This is a genomic window from Mesorhizobium tianshanense (genome assembly GCF_007830515.1).
GTDB classification, from domain to species: domain Bacteria; phylum Pseudomonadota; class Alphaproteobacteria; order Rhizobiales; family Rhizobiaceae; genus Mesorhizobium; species Mesorhizobium tianshanense.
Window position 1 is genome coordinate 17,523 of record NZ_VLKT01000021.1, and the last position, 19,637, is coordinate 37,159.

9 protein-coding genes and 1 pseudogene are annotated in these 19,637 nt (G+C 63.7%); 1 reads left to right on the forward strand and 9 read right to left on the reverse strand.

Annotated features, from left to right (window positions below; all coding sequences use genetic code 11):
• Nucleotides 1–8: 8 nt before the first annotated feature.
• From IQ26_RS17550 to IQ26_RS39480, 3 genes are all read right to left on the reverse strand, one after another.
• Complete coding sequence (locus tag IQ26_RS17550; protein WP_145719487.1) at nucleotides 9–2,450, reverse strand: GcvT family protein; 2,442 nt, start codon at nucleotides 2,448–2,450, stop codon at nucleotides 9–11.
• Nucleotides 2,451–2,528: 78 nt separating this feature from the next.
• The gene (locus IQ26_RS17555; RefSeq protein ID WP_145719496.1) at nucleotides 2,529–4,067 is read right to left on the reverse strand and encodes a trimethylamine methyltransferase family protein; all 1,539 of its coding nucleotides are present in this window, start codon (nucleotides 4,065–4,067) and stop codon (nucleotides 2,529–2,531) included.
• A gap of 65 nt (nucleotides 4,068–4,132) precedes the next feature.
• On the reverse strand, nucleotides 4,133–4,369 hold the full coding sequence (locus IQ26_RS39480; RefSeq protein WP_162457993.1) for a hypothetical protein: 237 nt from the start codon (nucleotides 4,367–4,369) through the stop codon (nucleotides 4,133–4,135).
• Between IQ26_RS39480 and IQ26_RS17560 the strand changes: the two are divergent.
• Nucleotides 4,284–4,878, forward strand: a pseudogene (locus IQ26_RS17560) (transglycosylase SLT domain-containing protein). The gene IQ26_RS39480 and the pseudogene IQ26_RS17560 sit on opposite strands and share 86 nt — an antisense overlap.
• Before the next feature lie 13 nt (nucleotides 4,879–4,891).
• Here the strand turns inward: IQ26_RS17560 and IQ26_RS17565 are convergent.
• The 6 genes from IQ26_RS17565 to IQ26_RS17590 all read right to left on the reverse strand — a co-directional run bounded on the left by IQ26_RS17565 (nucleotide 4,892) and on the right by IQ26_RS17590 (nucleotide 19,462).
• Entirely contained in the window at nucleotides 4,892–7,120 is a 2,229-nt protein-coding gene (locus IQ26_RS17565) for a dipeptide ABC transporter ATP-binding protein (protein ID WP_145719502.1), read from the reverse strand.
• Nucleotides 7,121–7,190: 70 nt separating this feature from the next.
• Nucleotides 7,191–8,348 (reverse strand): ABC transporter permease, encoded by a 1,158-nt coding sequence (locus tag IQ26_RS17570; protein WP_145719508.1) that lies wholly within the window; start codon nucleotides 8,346–8,348, stop codon nucleotides 7,191–7,193.
• A 12-nt stretch (nucleotides 8,349–8,360) separates the two neighbouring features.
• Nucleotides 8,361–9,395 (reverse strand): ABC transporter permease, encoded by a 1,035-nt coding sequence (locus IQ26_RS17575; protein WP_145719512.1) that lies wholly within the window; start codon nucleotides 9,393–9,395, stop codon nucleotides 8,361–8,363.
• Between the two features lie 165 nt (nucleotides 9,396–9,560).
• Entirely contained in the window at nucleotides 9,561–11,213 is a 1,653-nt protein-coding gene (locus IQ26_RS17580; protein WP_145719516.1) for an ABC transporter substrate-binding protein, read from the reverse strand.
• A gap of 270 nt (nucleotides 11,214–11,483) precedes the next feature.
• A complete protein-coding gene (locus IQ26_RS17585; RefSeq protein ID WP_145719517.1) occupies nucleotides 11,484–17,534 on the reverse strand; it encodes a translocation/assembly module TamB domain-containing protein in 6,051 nt (2,016 codons plus the stop codon).
• Nucleotides 17,534–19,462 carry an autotransporter assembly complex protein TamA gene (locus IQ26_RS17590; protein ID WP_145719518.1) on the reverse strand — a complete coding sequence of 643 codons (1,929 nt, stop codon included), beginning with the start codon at nucleotides 19,460–19,462 and terminating at the stop codon, nucleotides 17,534–17,536. The genes IQ26_RS17585 and IQ26_RS17590 overlap by 1 nt, the downstream gene beginning before the upstream one ends.
• Nucleotides 19,463–19,637: the final 175 nt, after the last annotated feature.

Below are 19,637 nucleotides of genomic sequence, written 5' to 3' on the forward strand. Positions count from 1 at the left end.
CGGCGCCTTCACCCACGCATCCGCTCGAGATTGGCGTCGAACAGCGGCGACGGCTGCACGTGTGCGGGATAGCGCTTGCCGAGCAGCTCGATCTCGAAACCGTCGGCCTCGTCGGCGATCTCCTTCGGCACATAGCCCATGGCGATGGATGTCTTCGAATGATGCGCGTAGCCGCCTGACGTGACCCAGCCGCGCACGGCGCCGTCGAACCAGATCGGCTCGTCGCCGATGACGTCGGCGTCTGCCGCATCGACGACAAAGGCGCGCAGTCGCAGCTTGCCGCCTTGCTGGCGCTCGGCGAGTGCCGCCTGCTTGCCGATGAAATCGGCGTCCTTGCCATAGGCGACGAAACGGTCGAGGCCGGCCTCCAGCGGCCCGTAGATCGGCCGGTATTCGCGCGCCCATGAACCGTAATTCTTCTCCAGTCGAAGCGCGTTGAGCGCGCGCGAGCCGAACAGGCCAATGCCGAATTCTTCGCCCGCCGCCATCAGGGTCTGGTACGCGGCACGCTGATATTCCGGCGCGACCCAGATCTCGTAACCGAGATCGCCGGTGTAGCTGACGCGGCCGACCAGGCATGGCGCCATGTCGATATCCATCTTGCGGACGGCCATGAACGAAAACGCCGCATTCGACATATCCGCCCGCGTAACCCTGGCCAGCACGTCCCGCGCATTCGGTCCGGCGATCGACAGGCCCGTCAACTTCGCGCCCAGCGCCTCGATCGTGACCGAACCGTCCTTCGGCAGATGCGCCTCAAACCAGCGCATATGATACTGCTCGGCAATGCCGGAGCCGGCGAGAAACCAGCCCTCCCCGTTGGAATCGGGACTACCGAGATTGGCCAGCGTGAAATCGCCGATCAGCTTGCCGTCTTCCTTCAGCATCGGCGCCAGCGTCATGCGGCCGGGTTTTGGCAATTTGCAGGCAAGCAACCGGTCGAGCCAGGCCGCCGCGCCCTCGCCGGTCACCCTGTATTTGGCGAAGCTCGAGATCTCCGCCAGGCCGACGCCACCGCGAACCGTCTTCACCTCGCTCGCGACATGCTCGAAATCGCTCGATCGCCGCCACGAGAACTCGTCCTTGACGCCCTCGGGCGCATACCACAGCGGCACTTCCAGGCCATAGGCCACGCCCCATTGCGCGCCCTTGGCCGACAGAAGATCGTAGACCGGCGTGGTCTTGAGCGGCCGCCCGGCAGGCAGCTCCTCATTGGGGAAGCGGATGGAAAAACGCCGCGAATAATTCTCGCGCACCTTGGCGTTGGTATAGGCCATCGTCGCCCAGTCGCCATAGCGCGAGACATCCATCGCCCAGATGTCGGCACCGGGATCGCCCTCGATCATCCAGTTCGACAGCGCCAGACCGACACCGCCGCCCTGTGAAAAGCCGGCCATGACGCCGCAGGCGACCCAGAAACCCGGCAGGCCGCGCACCGGCCCGACCAGCGGGTTGCCGTCCGGCGCGAAGGTGAAGGGACCGTTGATGATCTGCTTGATGCCGGTGTTCTGGAAGGCCGGGAAATGCCGGAAGCCGACTTCCAGCGACGGCGCGATGCGGTCGATATCCGGCTCCAGCAATTCATGGCCGAAGTTCCAAGGCGTCTGGAACTCTGACCACGGCTTGTTGGCCTTCTCATAGGTGCCCATCAGCATGCCGCCGCGCTCCTGGCGCAGATAGAGCTCGCCGTCGAAATCGACCGCGTGGATGATCTCCGTGCCGGTCTTCTGGTTCCAGGCGGCAACCTCCGGCATGTCCTCGGTGATCAGGTACATGTGCTCCATGGCTAGAACCGGCAGCTCCAGCCCGACCATGCGGCCGACCTCGCGCGCCCACAGGCCGCCGGCGTTGACGACATGCTCGGCCACCACCTCACCCTTGTTGGTGAGGACGCGCCACAGCCCGTCGGGACGGCGCACGATATCCTCGACCTTGGTGAAGCGTTCGACCTCGGCGCCCAGTTTTCTGGCCGCCTTGGCATAGGCGTGGGTGACCCCCGAAGGGTCGAGATGGCCGTCCTCCTTGTTGCGGACGGCGCCGACGAACTGCTTGGGGTCGAGCAGCGGCATCAGTTCGGCCGCCTCATCAGGCGAGATTTCTTCAAGATCGATGCCGAGATAGCGGCCCTTGGCGACAACGCCGCGCAGCCAGTCGAGCCGCGCCTCGGTCGCCGCCAGAAGCACGCCACCGGTCAGATGCACGCCGGTCGCCTGGCCGGACAGCTCCTCGATCTCCTTGTAGAGCGAGATCGTGTATTTCTGCAGCTTGGCGACGTTGGGGTCGCCATTGATCGTGTGCATGCCGCCGGCCGCGTGCCAGGTCGAGCCGGAGGTCAGTTCGTCGCGCTCCAGGAGCACGATGTCGGTCCAGCCGTGACGGGCCAGATGGAACAGCACGGAACAGCCGACGACGCCTCCGCCAATGACCACGACCTTTGCATGCGATTTCATGTTTTTCTCGTTATTTCAAGGAATTGGATGGGTGAATTGATTCAGAATGGGAGGAAAACGGATTGGCGTCGCGATCTTTCACGGCTCGCCCTGCCCGATCGCTTCCTTGCGCTTGGCGACATAGGCTTCCAGCGCTTCGCGCACGGAAACATCAATCACCGGCTCGACATGATCTTCCAGCGCCTTCTTCCACAGCCGCGTCGCGCGCGCCGTGGTGTCGAGCCCGCCGGCCTCCTGCCAGGCCTCGTAGTTCTGCCAGTTGGAAAGCATCGGCTGGTAAAAGGCAGTGGCATAGCGCTCCAGCGTATGCGGCTCGCCGAAGAAATGGCCGCCGGTCGGCACCGCACCCAGCGCCTCGACGGCGAGTTCCGCCTCGTTGACCTCGATCGGGCGCAAGAATTCCATCATGTGCTGGATCATTTCGACGTCGATGATGAACTTTTCGAACGACGCGGTCAGCCCGCCTTCCTGCCAGCCGGCGGCGTGGTAGACGAGATTGCCGTGGCCGAGCACCGCGCCCCACAGCGCCATCAGCGTCTCATAGGCGCCCTGCGCGTCGGCGGCGTTGGAGGCCGAGCCCGGCGTCGTCCGGTAGGGCAGTCCATAGCGCCTCGCCAACTGCCCGGAGGCGATGTTGGCTTTGGTGTTCTCCGGCGTGCCGAAGGCCGGCGCGCCCGACTTCATGTCGACATTGGAGGTGAAGGCGCCATACATAACCGGGGCGCCGGGGCGGACAAGCTGCGTCAAGACCACGCCGAACAGCGCCTCGGCATTCTGCTGGGCGAGCGCGCCGGCAAGCGTCACCGGGCTCATCGCTCCCATCAGCGTGAACGGCGTCACCGCCACCGATTGGCCGAACTCAGCCATCGTCATCAGCCCTTCGGCCATCATCTCGTCGAAGCGGCGCGGCGAGTTGACCGAGATGATGGTGGTGACGCCGGGATCGTCGCGCATCTGGTCGGGCGTCAGCCCTCGCGAAACAGCCATCATTTCGATGCCGTCCAGCGCCCTGCCCCGGCCGATCGCCGAGACGTGAAAACTCTTGTCGGTCAGCGTCAGATTGGCGAAATAGGTGTCGAGATGGCGTGAGTTGGCCGGCAGTTCCACCGGTGCGCAGACTTGGTTGCCCAGCATATGAATGCAGTTGAAATGCTGCGCCAGCCGGGTGAGATCGCAATAGTCGCGCAGGTTCCCGGCGCGGCGGCCGCGTTCCATGTCGTGCACGTTGGGCGGCCCGGCGACCAGGGTGAAGTTGATGGTGTTGCCGCCGAGATGGACAGTATGGGCCGGGTTGCGCGGCGTAAGCCGGTAGCTCGATCGTGTCGTCCTCAGTGCCTCGTCGATCATGCCCCGGTCGATGCGGACAGTCATCGACGCATGATCGACCTTGCCCCCGGCCTTCTCGAACAGCGAAAGCGCCCGCGGGCTCATCACCTCGATGCCGAAATTCTCCAGAATGTGCATCGAGGCTTCGTGGATCGCCTCGATCTGGTCGGCCGAGAGCATCGCCATTGGCGGATAGGGATTTGTGACGCGGCGCAACGGCAGTTGCGGAATGGCGGTCGGCCCCCTGTTGCTGGTTCGCTCAGCGCCGCGCTTGCGTCTCGGTTCGGTCATGCGGCGCATCAAAGCGCCGGCACAAGGATCGGGCTGTCAGAAATCCGCCGCCTGCGGACGCGATTTTAGTCAAGGCGGCATTTTTGGAATGTAATTGCGACAAAAACGACAGAAACCGTCGGAATATTGATCCTTGCTTTGCCGGCCAAAGCGACCGATGAGCCGTTAAGAAACGCCGCAAGATTCCTTTTATGTTTTCGGCCTAATCCTGCTCCGATGGGTAGGTCGAGTTTTAGTAAAATTGGAGCCGTCAGCGTACTGCTGGCGCTGTCGGCCTGCGCGACGCCGCCGAGCCATATCAACGATGTCTGCGCCGTATTCGACCAGAATGACGGCTGGTTCGACAATTGGCAGGCGGCGGGCGGCCGAACGCGCCGAGCAGAAATACGGCGTGCCGGTTCCCGTGCTGATGGCGACGGTGCGCAAGGAATCCGGCTTCAAGAGCAACGCCAGGCCGCCGCGCACCAAGCTTCTCGGTTTCATTCCCTGGAAACGTGTCTCCAGCGCCACCGGCTTCTCGCAGGCGCTTGACGGCACCTGGGCGCAATATCAAAGCGAGACGGGCGGCTGGGCGGCGCGCCGCACCAGCTTTGCCGATGCCGTCGATTTCGTCGGCTGGTATCATTCCAGGACCGCCGACACGCTCGGCGTTGCCCGCAACGATACCTACAATCTCTATCTGGCCTATTATCTCGGCTGGACCGCCTACAAGCGCGGCGAACGGGGCGATGCCGGCGTGCAGCGCTATGCGCGGGCCACCGAGCAGATGGCTCGGGATTACGCCGCGCAGCTACGCCAGTGCGCGCCTTGATGGCGCCACGGATCTAGCCGTCCGTCGGCTTCGGCCTCTTGCCGCGCGGACGCTTGGGCGGAGCGCCGGCGAAGCCTGGGCCTATGCCCTGCGGCGCGTCGTCCGGCACCCCCTCATTGGCGGCGTGCTCCTTGTCGAATTTGATCACCGGCTCCATTTTCGCCAGCACGTCGTCGGCAAGCCAGCACAGGCTCATATGGCCATTGCCGAGATTCTTCACCGGCGGCACCTGCGTCTCGCAAAGATTGTCCGGCACCAGCTTCTTGTAACCGCACCGCGTCTGGAACGGACATCCGGTTGGCGGGTTCATCGCCGACGGGATGTCGCCTTCCAGCACGATGTGCTTCTTGATCACTGATGTGTCGGCGATCGGGATCGCCGACAGCAGCGCCTCGGTGTAGGGATGATAGGGCGGCGAAAAGATCTGGTCGGTCGTGCCCTGCTCGACGATGTAGCCAAGATACATGACGACGACGCGGTCGGCGATATAGCGCACCACCGACAGGTCATGGCTGATGAACAGCATCGTCGTCTTGTTCTTGCGCTGGATGTCCATCAAAAGTTCGGTCACCGCAGCCTGCACCGACACGTCGAGCGCCGAGACCGGCTCGTCGGCCACCACCACCTTGGCATCGCCGGCAAAGGCCCGCGCCACGCCGATGCGCTGCTTCTGGCCGCCGGAAAGCTGGCGCGGTTTGCGGGTCTCGAACGCCCGCGGCAGCTTCACCAGGTCGAGAAGCTCCAGCATGCGCTTGCGGCGATCGGCGACGGTCTTGCCGACATTGAACTTTTCCAGCGTGCGGATGATCTGCGAGCCTACCGTGTGGCTGGGATTGAGCGTATCGAACGGATTCTGGAACACCATCTGGATCGACGACACCGTGTCGACGCTGCGTTTCTCGACGCCGGTTGACTGGATCTGCGTGTTGCCGAGCGTCACGCTGCCGGAGCTTGCCGTCTCCAGCCCGAGCAGCACCTTGGCCAGCGTCGACTTTCCGCAACCGGACTCGCCGACGATGGCGACGGTCTCGGATTCGCGTGCCATGAAGGAGATCGTCTCGTTGGCCTTGACGACGCGGCCTCCGCTCGAGCCGAACACTTCGCTGCCGCCGACCTTGTAGTACTTCTTGAGGTCCTCGATCTTGAGCACCGGCGCGCCGGGCTCGACGCGCTCGTTGACCTTCTTGGCGCCGGGCGGCAGCGCTTCCCAGTCGATCTCGTTGAAGCGCACGCAACGCGAAAAATGGCCCTCATGGCCTTCAACCGCGATCATCGGGATTTCGGCCGCGTTGCAGACGCCCTCGACGAAATGGTGGCAGCGGGGGCCGAAATTGCAGCCCTTCGGCCGCTCGTGCGGCAGCGGCAATTGCCCCGGTATGGAAATCAGCGGCCGCGAATTCTTGTCTGCGCCGGGCAGCGGGATCGAGCGGAACAGGCCTTGCGTGTAGGGATGGCGCATCCGGTCGAAGACGTCCTTGATCTTGCCGGTCTCGACCGCTTCGCCCGAATACATCACCGTGATGCGGTCGCAGGTCTCCAGGATCAGGCCGAGATTGTGCGACACGAAGATCATCGAGGTGCCGAACTTCTCGCCGAGCCCCTTGACCAGGTCGACGATGCCGGCTTCCACCGTCACGTCGAGCGCCGTCGTCGGCTCGTCAAGCAGGAGCAGCGCCGGCTTCGACAGCAGCGCCATGGCGATGACGATACGCTGCTGCTGGCCACCCGAAAGCTGGTGCGGAAAGGAGCGCATCATGCGCTCTGGATCGGGCAGCCTGACCGAGCGCACCATTTCGAGCGCTCTCTTATAAGCCTCTTCCTTCGATACCTTGTCGTGGATCAGCGGCACTTCCATCAATTGCTGGCCGACCTTCATCGCCGGGTTCAGGCTGGCCATCGGCTCCTGGTAGATCATCGCGATCTTGTTGCCGCGGATGGAGCGGAGTTCCTCTTCGGACAATTCGCCCATGTCCTTGCCCTGGAACTTTATCCGGCCGCCGACGATCTTTCCGATGTTGGAGAGATCGCGCATGATGCCGAGCGACACGGTCGACTTGCCGCAACCGGATTCGCCGACGATGCCCATCGCTTCACCGGGCATGACCGTGCAGGAAAAGTCCATGACGGCCGGTATCTCGCCCTTGCGTGTAAAGAAGGAGATCGACAGGTTCTCGATCTCGATGATCGGCCCATCGGTAGGCCCATTGGACGGCTTGCCGGGATTTCGAACTGCCTCATTCATGGGTCGCTCCAATCCTTGTTCTTTCAAGTAGGGTCGAAGACCCGTCCATCAATCTTTCATCGCCCGCCCATCAATCTTTCATCGACTGTTCACGCAGCGAGTCGGCCAGGAGATTAAGGCCCAGCACGAACGACATCAGCGCGATCGTCGGCGGCAGCGCGGGGTGAATGAAGGAGCGCAGCAGGCGGCTGGCGTCCTTGATCGCGGTGCCCCAGTCCGGGCTTTCAGGCGCCAGCCCTAGGCCGAAATAACCGAGCGTGCCGAGCAGGATCGTGGTGTAGCCGATACGCAGGCAGGCGTCGACGATCAGCGGCCCCCGCGCATTGGGGAGGATCTCCCAAAGCATGATGTACCAGGGCGATTCACCGCGCGTCTGCGCCGCAGCTACATAGTCGCGCGTCTTGATGTCCATGACCAGGCCGCGCACGATGCGGAACACGCCGGGGCTGGAGGCGAACACCACTGCCACGAAGATGTTGAGCTGGTTGGGATCGATGTGGATGATCCTGAACGGGTCGGCATCGAAGACCAGGCCGGCATAGACCCAGCCGCCAATGATCAGCGTCAGTCCCAGGAGGATATAGAGGCGGTCGGGCCGTTTCTTGTAGCGCGTCCAGAACAGCACGCTGAAGAAGACGATCGGGAACAGGAAGAACAGCCCGGCCATCGCATAGGGGATCGGCGTGTCCATGATGCCCGGCGTCACCAGCAGGTAGAACAGGAGGATCACCGGAAAGGCAAGCACCAGGTTGGCGAGGAAGGACAGCACAGTGTCGATCTTGCCGCCATAATAGCCGGCCGGCAGGCCAAGCGTGATGCCGACCATCAGCGCGAAACCGGTCGCCGCCGGCGCGATGATCAGCACGATCTGGCTGCCATAGACCATGCGGCTGAACACGTCGCGGGCGAGCTTGTCGCCGCCGAAAAGATAGACAAGTCCCGATTGCGGCTCGACCGCGCCCGGCAGCGCATCCTTCATGATCGCCACCTGGGCAAGTGGATTGAAAGGCGCGATGGTCGACGCGAAGATCGCCGTGAACAGCCAGAACAGGCATATGCCGACGCCGGCGATGCCGACGGCGCTGTCGAAGAGCTGCCCGTAGAGGCCGAGCCTCTTCTTGTAGGCGAAGCTTGCCCCCATCACCACGACGAGGGCGACCCAGACCGGCCAGAAACGCGCAAGCACGCCAAGCACCACATCGAAGGCGCCTATATATTCAAGCTGCATCCGCCCGATCCCCTATTGAACTCTGATACGCGGATTGAGAAACGCGTAGCCGACATCGGAAATGAGCTGCGTGATCAGGACGATGAACACCGAGACCAGCGAGCAGCCGAGCAAAAGGTCGATGTCGTTGTTACCGGCCGCCTCGACCAGCGTGTAGCCGAAGCCCTGATAGCGGAACATCACCTCGACGATGACGACGCCGGTGAGCAGCCAGGGAAATTGCAGCATGATGACGGTGAACGGCGCGATCAGCGCGTTGCGCAGCGCATGCTTGACCACGACGCTGCCGAAGGAGAGGCCCTTCAGCCGCGCGGTACGGATATATTGCTGCGTCATCACCTCGACCATCGAGGCGCGGGTCATTCTTGCGATGTAGCCGATGCCGTAGATCGCCAGCGTCATCACCGGCAAGGTGAAGTTGTAGAAGGTGATGCCCCGGCTGGCCGAAGCCGCCGATCCGTTCAGCCAGCCGAGCCAGGAGGCGAAGATAACGGTGAAGATGACACCCGACACATATTCGGGCGTCGCCGTCGAGGCGATGGAGGCGACGGACAGCGTCCGATCGGTTCGCGTGCCCTCGCGCATGCCGGCGAGGATGCCGATCAGCAACGAGATCGGCACCATCACCACAAGCACCCAAAACATCAGGATGCCGGTGGCGCCAAGTGCTGGAAAGAGCTTCGACGCCACTGTGGTCTTGAACTTGGTCGAGCAGCCGAAGTCGCCTTGCAGGACGCCGGAGAATGTCGGCACGACTGGATCGTTGCAGAAGGAGAAACGCTTTGCAGGCGCCCCCGTCGCAGGGTCGATCACCGGCTGCTTGGGCACGATACCCAGCCATTGGCCGTAGCGGGAGAAGAAATTCTGGCGGTAGCCGTGGTTTACCAGCCAGCTTTCGAGCTGCTCGGCCGAGGTGTGCATTTCGGTCTGGCTGATCGCCAGCTTTTTCAGATTGGGATCGAGATTGATCAGGAAGAAGACGACCAACGTCAGGCACAGCATCGTCAATGCCATCGTGCCGAGCCGTCGAAGGATGAAGGAAAGCATGGCGGCCCCCTGCCGGCTGGGTTGGGGTCAGGTGCTGTCAACCCTTGATTTGTCGCATGAACCAGCTCGAAAAGTCAGCAGCCTTTTGCGCTGACCCACATTTGCGGATCATGTTCGAAACAGGAGGGAGGGACGAACGCCCCCCCTCCCCGTTGCTTCGACCGGTCAGGCCTCGTCGAGCCAGATCTTGCCGTAATCGCGCTCGTATGTCGGGTGCATGGCGTAGTTCTTAACGGCAGCCACCGAGTGACTATAGAGCTTACGCCAGTAAGGCTGGATGATGATGCCGGAATCCTGCAGGATCTGCTCGATCTCCTTCATCATCTCCTTGCGCTTGGCCGCGTCGGCGACCGAAAGCGCGGCGTTGAGCTTGGCATCCCATTCGGGATTCGACCAGGCTGTTTCGTTCCAGGCCTCTCCTGTGCGGTAGCCGATCGCCAGAACCTGCACGCCGAGCGGCCGCATGTTCCAGTTGGTCATCGACAGCGGATACTTCGTCCAGTCGTTCCAGAATGTCGAACCCGGCAGCACCGTGCGCTTCACCTTGATGCCGGCGTCGCGCATCTGCGCGGCGATCGCATCGCCGGTATTCTTGTGCCAGTCTTCGTCGACCGTGATCAGCTCGTGCTCGAAGTCAGCTTGACCGGCTTCCTCCATCAGCGCCTTCGCCTTGGCCGGATCCCGGGCAATCTTCGGCAGCTCGTAATATTCCGGATGGATCGGGCAGACATGGTGATTTTCGGCGACGGTGCCGGCATTGCCGTTGCCCAGCTGAAGCACGACAGCGTTGTCCACTGCGAGCTGCAGCGCATTGCGAACCTTTTGGTCCTCGTAGGGCTTGTTGGCCACATTGGTGCGGCAGACGATGGTTGCTGCGGTGACCACCTCGTACTTGACCAGGTCGACACCGTCGAGGATCGACACATAGTCGGCCGACGTCTCGAAATTGGTATGGACCTCTCCCGATTCGAAGGCGCTGACCGTAGCCGCGGGATCGGTGCCGTAGTCGATGAACTCGATGCCGTCGAGAAAGACCTCGCCGTCCCACCACTTGTTGTCTTCGCGGCGCTTGTAGACGACCTTCTGGCCGACATCGTAGGACACCAGTTCGAACGGGCCGGTGCCGATCGGGCAGGCTTTGAAGTCGCCGCCCTTTTCGTCGAAGGTCTTGTGGACGATAAGGCCGGGATAGTCGCACATGTTGGGAATGAGCGCGATATCAGGCGTGCCGAGCTTCAGCTTCACCGTCAAATCGTCGACCTTGGTCACCGCGCTTTCGTCCAGCTTGTCATCCTTGACAAGCGTACCGAGACGGCCGGGCATGGAATTGCCCTCGGCCTTCTTGTCGGCCCAGCGGCGAATGTTGAAGATCACGTCCTCGGCGGTGAACGGATCGCCGTTCGACCACGTCACGTCCTTGCGCACATGCAGCGTGTACTCGGTGGCATCGTCGTTAACGTCCCAACTCTCGAGCAAATAGGGGCGGAACGTGTATTCGGTCGTGTACTTGACCAGCGGCTCGAGCGCCTGGCGCTCGGCATTGGCGATTTCCGACCAGTCGGCCTTGCGCGGATCCTTCGGATCCTTGATCCACATGGCGACCTTCAGTATGCCGCCCTTCTTGCCTTCCGCGTCCTGCGCTCTCGCCGGCGTCGGGTCGGCGAGGCCGAGCATTCCGTAGGCCATCGCCGTGGACGCGCCGAAGACGCTGGCCAAGGCGAGAAATTCGCGGCGATCGACACGCCCGGCCCTGGCTTCCTCGGCCATTGCATGGATGTGATCCGGAACGCGATCGCCATTACTCTTGTAGATTGTCATCACGAACTCCCATTGTTGGCTTTCTGCCTTTTACCATTCCGCATCCGGGCCATGATGTCAAAAACGGCATGGATTGGGAACATGCCAAGGAATGTGCAACTTTGGAAGGGAAGCAGTTCGCGTGATAACGACAGTCTTGGCGCAAAATTGCTACTCCGCAGATTTCTTCGGAAATCTCCAGCATCGATTAAACTGAGACATTCACCGATGTCTGCACAGCGCCAGCCGATCCCGAACATCATGCCAATGCGGCGCTGCCGCCGGCCGACTTTAGTATTCGCGTTCGTAGAAAACGCCGCCCTTGGCTTCGCCGGCGTCGGTGGCCTCACCGCGCAATTTGACGCCGCGCCCGACGTCGAGATCGATCGCCGCCTTGCCCGAGCCCGGCTTGTCGCCCTTCTGTATCGTCACATAGGTGCGGTCGTTCAGATATTTGCCCGCCGAGACGGCGGTGCCGCCCTCGTCGTCCGTCGTCACGTCGAGATCGTCGACGCCGATCGCGCCGCGCAGGTTCTGGAGCAGCGAGGTCGAACCGCCGACACCAGCCAGTTGCGCGGCGGCCTCTGCAAGCTGCGCGATCTGCAGCGGCGACAGGTTCGACATCGAACGGCCGAAGATCAACTGTGCCAGAACCTCGTCCTCCGGCAGGGCGGGCACCGACGAGAAGGTAAATTTCGGATTGGTCGCCTCGCCCGACACCACGATGGTGACGGTGGCGCTGCTCGTCGTCGATGTCGCCGTGAGGTTGAGATAGGGCACCAGCGAGCCCGAAAAGCCGACAGTGCCCTCGGTGAAGGTCAGCCGCTTGCCAAGGATCGACAGCCGCCCGCGCTGCAAGGTGAAGGTGCCGACCGCTTGCGGCGACGCCGCCGGGCCGGTCAGCCGCAGCGAACCGCCAAACTCGGCATCGACGCCCCTGCCCTGGATGAAGATCTGGCTCGGCGCGTTAACCGTGACATCGAGGTTGAGGCCGCCGCCACCGCTGCTGCTGCTCGCCGCCGCCGGGCGCAATGCCTTGTCCTGTGCGCGCACGGCGGCCGGTGCGTTTCTGTGCTTGACGTCGAGCGCCGCCAGCGAGCCCGGCAGCTTTTCGGGAACGGTGATGACGGTCTTGGCCAGGTTGATCGTGCCCGAGATCACCGGCGCCGAAGCAAGCGGCCCCTTGATGGTCAGGTCGCCGCCGAGATTGGCGGTCACCACCCTGCCGTCGGTGTAGCGGCCATCGACGAGCTTGACCGACAGATCGGCCGGAAAACCTTGCGCCGGATCGATACCGACCGTGCCACTGGCCGACAGGCTGCCGCGTGTCGACAGCGTCCCGGTCAGGCGGTTGATCCTGGCGACGCCGCCGCCGATCGCGACATCGGCGGCGATGTCGTTGATCGCAAGGCCCGAGCGTGCATCGACCAGACGGGCGCCTGATGTGCGGACCGTGCCTGAGATCACCGGCGACGTCGCCGGCCCGCGCACCTGCACATTGACGTCGGCCGTGCCGCTCAAGGACAGGCCTTGCGCGGCGAGTGTCCGGGTCAGGAAAGCGAACGGCACCCTGCCGGAAAGGTCGAGATCAAGGGTGGGCGCGCCTGATGTCGTCACCGCGCCGCCGCCCTTGAGGCCAAGGCCGGCTCCGTCGCTTATGTCGGCGTCGAAGGCCAGTCTGTTGCCCGAATACGTGCCGGAGGATGAAACACCGATGCCGCCGAAACCGGCGCCGCGGGTCTGCGACGTCTGGACGCCCGCGGCGTCTATGTTGAAGGCGACGGCCGGATTGGCCGGCGCGCCTGATACCTTCAGCGTGCCCGAGATCGAGCCGGCGGCATCGAGGCCCGGCGAAAAACTATTGGCGAGCGAGATCGGCACTCGCGCCAGCGCCGCGTTGAGATCGAGCGCCTGCCCGACCTTGCCCGAAACCGTCGCCGTGCCGCCACCGAGATTGAGCACGAGCCTGTCCAGGCTGGTCGTGCCGTTGGCGATGGTGATGGTCGACGCCTGGGCGATAGCCGCCTTGATGCCGCGCATGGTCGCCTCGCCGGAAGTGAGCTCGAGCGTCGTCGTGCCGTTGGCGATCCTGACACGGCCGGCGGCCTTGGCCGGAATGTCCTTGACGGTGGCGCCACCGGAAAAGCCGGTCCAGCCGCCGTCACGCTTGAGGTCGACGTCGATGCCGCGGATGACGGTGCCGCCTGAGGTGACGCTATCGGCACGGATTTTTCCGGAGATCACCGGCGCCGCGAGGTAATTGGCGATCAGCGCGTCGATGGTGACTGTCTTCGCTGAAACATCGCCGCGTGAAATCGAAGCCGTCGAAGCCTTGATGGCGACGTTCGGCGCATTGCCGGTCTTCGAGAAGATGATCGTGCCGCGCACGTCGCCTTCCGCCGTTTCCAGGGCCAAGGCTGCGAGCGGTCCGATGTCCGGCAGGTCGAGCGCCACGGCGCCTTCAGGCACGAAGGCCTCATCGAGCGCCAGGTCACCCGATATCCGGTTCTTGCCGAGCGACAGCAAAAGCCCGTCGATGGCACGCTTGCCGTCGGACGTCGCCAGCACAGCACTGCCTTGCAGGACCTGGCCCGCGACATTTCCAGTCAGTTGCACATTAGCCGCCGGGTTGGCGGCATCGGCCTTGCCGGTGGCGGTAAGCTTCAGTCCGGTTATCTCGCGTTCGGCCACCGAAAGCCGATCGCTGTTCACAGTTAGCGACAGGTCGGGCGCGGTGCTGGCGCCTTGCGCGCTCAGCGCGAAAGCAATGGCGCCCTTGGCATCCCCCGACAGAAGCGAGATGTCGGCCAGCGCGCCCTTGATATCGGCGGCGAGCTTGTTGCCGGCAAGGCTGGCCTGCCCGTCGGCGGTCAACGCGCCGGACACCAGTCTGATCGCGTTGGCGGTGACATTGCCATTGGCGTCGCGCTTCAGCGCGGCGCTGAGTTCCGTCCGCTCCGCCAGCACGCCGCGCGCTGCCGCCGGCAACGCCGCGGAAGCGGCATCCGCCTCGAGGTTGAGGTCGATGGCGCCGTCGGCCAGCGAGACCTTTCCGTTGAAGCCGCTGTTCAGCGCGTCGCCCGTCACCGAGCCGCTGTCGATGACGATGGTGTCAGCGGCGAGGCTACCGGCAACCTTGGCGGTGATCCTGCCGGCGATCAGCGGCGCGATGGTCGGATTGTCCAAGCCGATCTTGTCCGCCGTCACCGTGCCGGAAATCCGCCCGCTCCGGCTTTTCACGTCGAAGGCGTCCGAGTGCAGCGCAAATGTGATGCCTTCGACCTTGGTAAAATTCGTCGCGACCGAAGGCAGCGTCGCTGAGATATCGAGCTTCGGCTGCGTGCCCTGGCCTGTCGCCTTTACCGATAGCGCCTGCAGCTCGAGCTTGATTGGGCTTTCTCTGCTGCCAAGCGCTAGCGGCAGGCTCGGGCCGGTCGAGGCAAGGTCGAGCGTAAAATCGCTAGCGCCGTTCGGATTGATCGTGCCGGCCGCCCTTCCGGAAATTTTGTCACCGGCAAGCGTCGCCTGGTCGATGGCAATGCCGCCGGCGGACGAGAAACTGCCTGCCGCATCAAGATTGAGCGGCCCCAGCCTCGCCTGGCGGGTCTGGCTGGTTTCGGCGCCGCTGAGCTGCGTGTTGAAACGAATGTCGGGGGCAGCCGACGATCCGGTGATCTGCGCCGTTCCGCCGAGCGTGCCCGCGGCGTCGAGGCCTGGGGAAAAATCATTGGCAAGGGCGGCCGGCAGCGCGGAAAACTCTGCCGCGAGGTCTAGCGTCTGGCCGGCGGTGCCGGACACGGTCACCGATCCGCCGCCGACATCGAGCATCAATTTCTCGATGCTGGCCGTGCCGTTGGCGATGCTCAGGGTCGATGGCTGCTCGATCGCCGCCTTGATGCCGCGGACGGTCGCCTCGCCCGAGGCGATCTCGACGCTTGTCGTGCCGTCCGCGATCTTCACCCGGCCGGCAGCCGTGGCCGGAATGCCGGCGACGGTGGCGCCGCCGGTAAACCCGGTCCAGTCGCCATCGCGCTTCAAATCGACGCCGATGCCGCTGATCACGGTAGTCCCCGATGTGACGTTATCGGCCTTAATCGTGCCGGAGATCGCTGGGCCTTTGAGATAGTTGGCGACCAGCGCATTGACGGTGATGGTCTTCGCCGCCAGATCGCCGCGCGAGATCGAGGTGCTCGTCATATCGATGGCGACCGCTGGCGCGCCACCATCATTCGAGAGGCGGATGCTGCCTTGCACGTCGCCCGCCGCCGTCTGCCCGGCAAGTGCGGCCAGCGGGCCGATATCGGGCGCATCCAGCGTCAGCGTGCCGAGCGGCAGCAAGCTGTCGTCGAGCGCAAGATCACCCGAGACCTTGTTGTCGGCCAGCGACAGGCTAAGCCCGTCGATTGAACGCTTTCCGTCGCTCGTGACCAATGATGCCCGGAGATCAAGCGGCTGGTCGTCGACGGACCCGGTCAGTGAGACATCGGCGGCGGGATTGGCGATGTCGGCCTTGCCGGTCGCCGCCAGCTTGATCGTCTTGACCGTATGACCGGACGCCGTCAGGCCGTCGCTGTCGGCCGAGATCGAGAAATCCGGCGCCGAGCGCGCGCCGCTCGCCGACAGCGCGAAATCGACGGCCCCGCCGACCGGTACGCCAACCATTGGCGACAGCACCGAAACGTCGCCGAGCGTGCCCTTGATGTCGGCCTGGATGTCGGTGCCCGTCGCGCTGGCGGTGCCGCTGGCGCTGAGCGAGCCGGAAGTGAATTGCAGCGCATTGGCGGCAAATGAGCCTTGCGGATCGCGGGTTGCGGTGGCGGAGAATTGCACGCGCTCGCCGAGAACAGTGCGGATCTGCGGCGGCAGCGCCGTCGACACGGCATCGGCGTTCATCTTCAGCGTCATCGCCAGATCGGCCAGCGTCACCTTGGCCGTCACCGAGGCATTGAGCGCGTCGCTGCGCAGCGTACCTTGATCGAGGACAATCTCGTCCTTGCTGACTGACCCTGCGAGATCCGCGTTCACCCTGCCGGTCACCAGCGGCGCCAGTGTCGCCACGTCGGTGTTCAGGCCGCCGGCTGTAAGCTTGATGGTCACTGGGCCGCTGCGGTCCTGGATGTCGAAGCCGTCGGAATGGATTTCAGCCGCCAGATCGTCCAGCCGCGTGCCGCCCGCCACCACCGAGACCAGGGACGCGCCGATGTCGACGATCGGCGCCTTGCCGCCGCCGAACGCGCGGGCCGTGGCGCCGGTGATCGCAACGGTCACCGGCTGGGCCGCAGTGCCGAGGCTGAGCACGATCGGTGGACCCTTGGCGGCGAGCTCCACCGAAAGGTCGCTGGCACCGTTGGGGTCGACAATACCGGCGGCGGTGCCATGCACGGCATCGCTGTCGATGCTGGCGCGCTCGACATCGACGCCGCCCGCGTCGATCGCGGTTCCGGCGAGGTCGAAGCTGGTCTTGCCCGCAAACAAGGGTTTCAGATTGTCGGGCATGAAGCGCTGGAAGTCGCCATCGCCCTTGGTCTCTATCATGCTGCCCTTATCGGTGAGCTGATGACGGCCGGTGAGCTGGGTGACGATCTGGCCGTCGACAACGAAGGTGCCGATGCCGCTCCAGTTGGCGACCGGCCCCGAGCCGGTGACGACGATGTCGACCGGCGGCGCATCCGGCAAATTGAGCAGATTGGCGATGATGCCGCCGGCCGGCTCGGATGCCTTCAGATCAAGGTCGAGCTTGTTGTCGGCGGGCGCGAAATTGATTTTGGCGTCGACCGTGCCTTGCCTGCCGTCGTGGCGGGTGATGTTGAGGCTGGTTTCGAGCGCCAATGGCGCCGCGTCGGCCTTGAACGAACCCTTGGCCGCGAGTTCGGCGATGCCGCTGCCGGCCAGCGCCTGCCCGAGCGCGATTTCGGGCAGGTCGATCTGCTTGATGTCGAGCGACACCGGCAGCGTGGTGGCACCACCTTTGCTCGGCTGCGTGCCGGCCACCGGCAGCCGCGCCAGCTCGATGCGATCGGCGGCGATGCGGCCTGCACTGAAGTTTTTCGACAGAAGCGCCAGTGGCGACCAGTCGACGGCCACCTTGCGGGCCACCAGCCAGGCACCCTGGCGATCTTCCAGCACCACATGGTCGAGCCTCAGCGCGCCGGACCAGATGCCGTCGATGCCGCTGACCGTGACCTTCTGGTCATCGGTCGACGCCACGGTCGAGATGATGCCGGCGAGGTTCTCGCGGCCGCGCTCGGTCTTGGTCAGCACGACGAGCGCGCCGACCACCGCCGCCACCACGATGAGCAGCGTGTAAAGGACAATGCGGAGGATGCGCTTGAACATCGTCATCAGAACGCCTGGCCGATACCGGCATAAATTCCAAAACGCGGATCGTCGGGATCGCGGTCGAGCGGCACCGCCGCATCGATGCGCAGCGGTCCGAACGGCGTAATATAGCGCAGGCCGACGCCGGCGCCGACCTTCATGTCGGAAAAATCCGGGAACTCCTCGGTCGAGACCGTGCCGGCATCGACGAACGGCACGACGCCGATCGTGTCGGTGATGGCGATCCGCATCTCGACCGATGTCTCGAACAAGGAGAGCCCGCCGATCGGCTGATTGTCGATGTCCTTCGGACCGATGCCCTGATAGGCATAACCGCGTACCGAACCGCCGCCGCCGGCATAGAAGCGCCGGTCGGCAGGAACGTCCTGAAGGCCGGCGCCGACAATCGAGCCGATGGCGACGCGTTCGGCGAAGACGAACTTCGAAGCCGAGTCGAGCGACTGATAAGCCGATCCCTCGCCCCTCAGCTTGACGAAGGCCGCACCACTCAAAATGTCGTAGCTCGGCTCGACGTAGGCCAGCACCCTGAAGCCCTTCGTCGGGTTCAGCCGGTTGTCGCGGTTGTCATAGACATATTGCAGCGGAACGCTGGCGATCAGATAGGTGTGCTTGCCGAAAGAATCCTCGATCCTCGAATAATCGAGCGCGACTTCCGCGGATACCGTCTGCTGCTTGTCGAGTTCATAGGACAAGCCGGTGTTGCCCTTGACCGAGAAATGGTCGTAGGCGTCGGGATGCTCGAACACGGTCTTGACGCCGGCGAAGAATTTCGAAGCCGGCCCGACCACGCCAGGCTTTTCGAACATGATGCCGGCATTGTAGTTGAGCTCGGTCAGCTCGTTGCTGCCGATGCCGCTGATTTTGCCCTCGATGCGCAGTTTTTCGGCACGGCCGAACAGATTGCGGTGACCCCAATAGCCTTCGAGGCCCAGCCCCTCGGTGTTGGAGAAAGTGCCGCCAATACCAAAATAGCGCGGCTTGCGCTCGCTCACCTCGACGCCGATCGGGATGTTGCCGTCGGCGTCGAGACTGTCGGCCTCCTTCAGCGTCACGCTGTTGAAAACTTCCAGCCCGAGCAGCCGGTCGCGCGCGTCGTCGATCTCCTCGGGCGAATATTGGCGGCCGCGCTTCAGGCCGGTCATGTATTCGGTGAAATCGCGGTCCACCTTCTCGGTTCCCTCGACGGTGGTGTCGCCATAGCCGGCAACCGGTCCGGCCGCCACCGTCAGCGTCACGTCGAGCGTCGCGGTGGCGTGGTCGGCGACGATCTCGCGGTCCGTCACCTTGGCCAGCGGCCTGCCTTCCTCCTTGAGCGCCCGCACGATCGACGCCTCGGCCTTGAGCACGGCGCCGGAACCGGCATCGCCGCCTGCGATCAGGCCGAAATCGGCGCTCGCCAGGCCTGCCGCATCGCCCTCCAGCCTGATGTCTCCAAGCGTGAATTTCGGCCCGGTCGCAACGTCGATAACCACCGGGATCGGCTGCGGGCCCGAAAATTCGGCATCGGGCGGCAGATCGTCGAGCGGCTCGCCTTCGATGGTGATGGTGACGACACCCTCGTAGCGGGCGTCCGCGTAGAGCGCGGCGATAAGCTGGTCGCGGTCGCCGCGTGCCTTAGCCAGCAGGCCGAGCGAACCGGAGACCGGACGTTCTTCGTCGGCCTTCAGCGTCGAGGCGTTCTCGAGCTTCTTGACGAGATCCTCGTCGGCATCGGGCGCCTCGATCGTCACGGAATAACGTAGCGGATCGACGATATCGGCGTCTTCGTCCTCCGACGATCCCCACAGCTTGATGCCGAAAATCTCGAAAGCGGCCGCATTTCCGGTTTCGGCAACCAATGCAGTCGAGCATAGCAAAGCCAAAAGCAGGGCGCGCGAAAACACACGCCGTGGCGCAGTTCCTCCCGACATCTGCCTTTCATACGCCGACATTACAACTCTACCCTAGCTCCCAAAGTTAAAATTGGAATGAACTTCTGAATTGCTCGTAAAGGAGCCACAATCCAATTGTCTGAAATGGACAGGGCTTGGAATTCACACCTTCTGCATCGCCGCAAGAAAGCGTGATCCTGTCCTATGGAGGTACTACCGGTCATCGGCCGGAAAG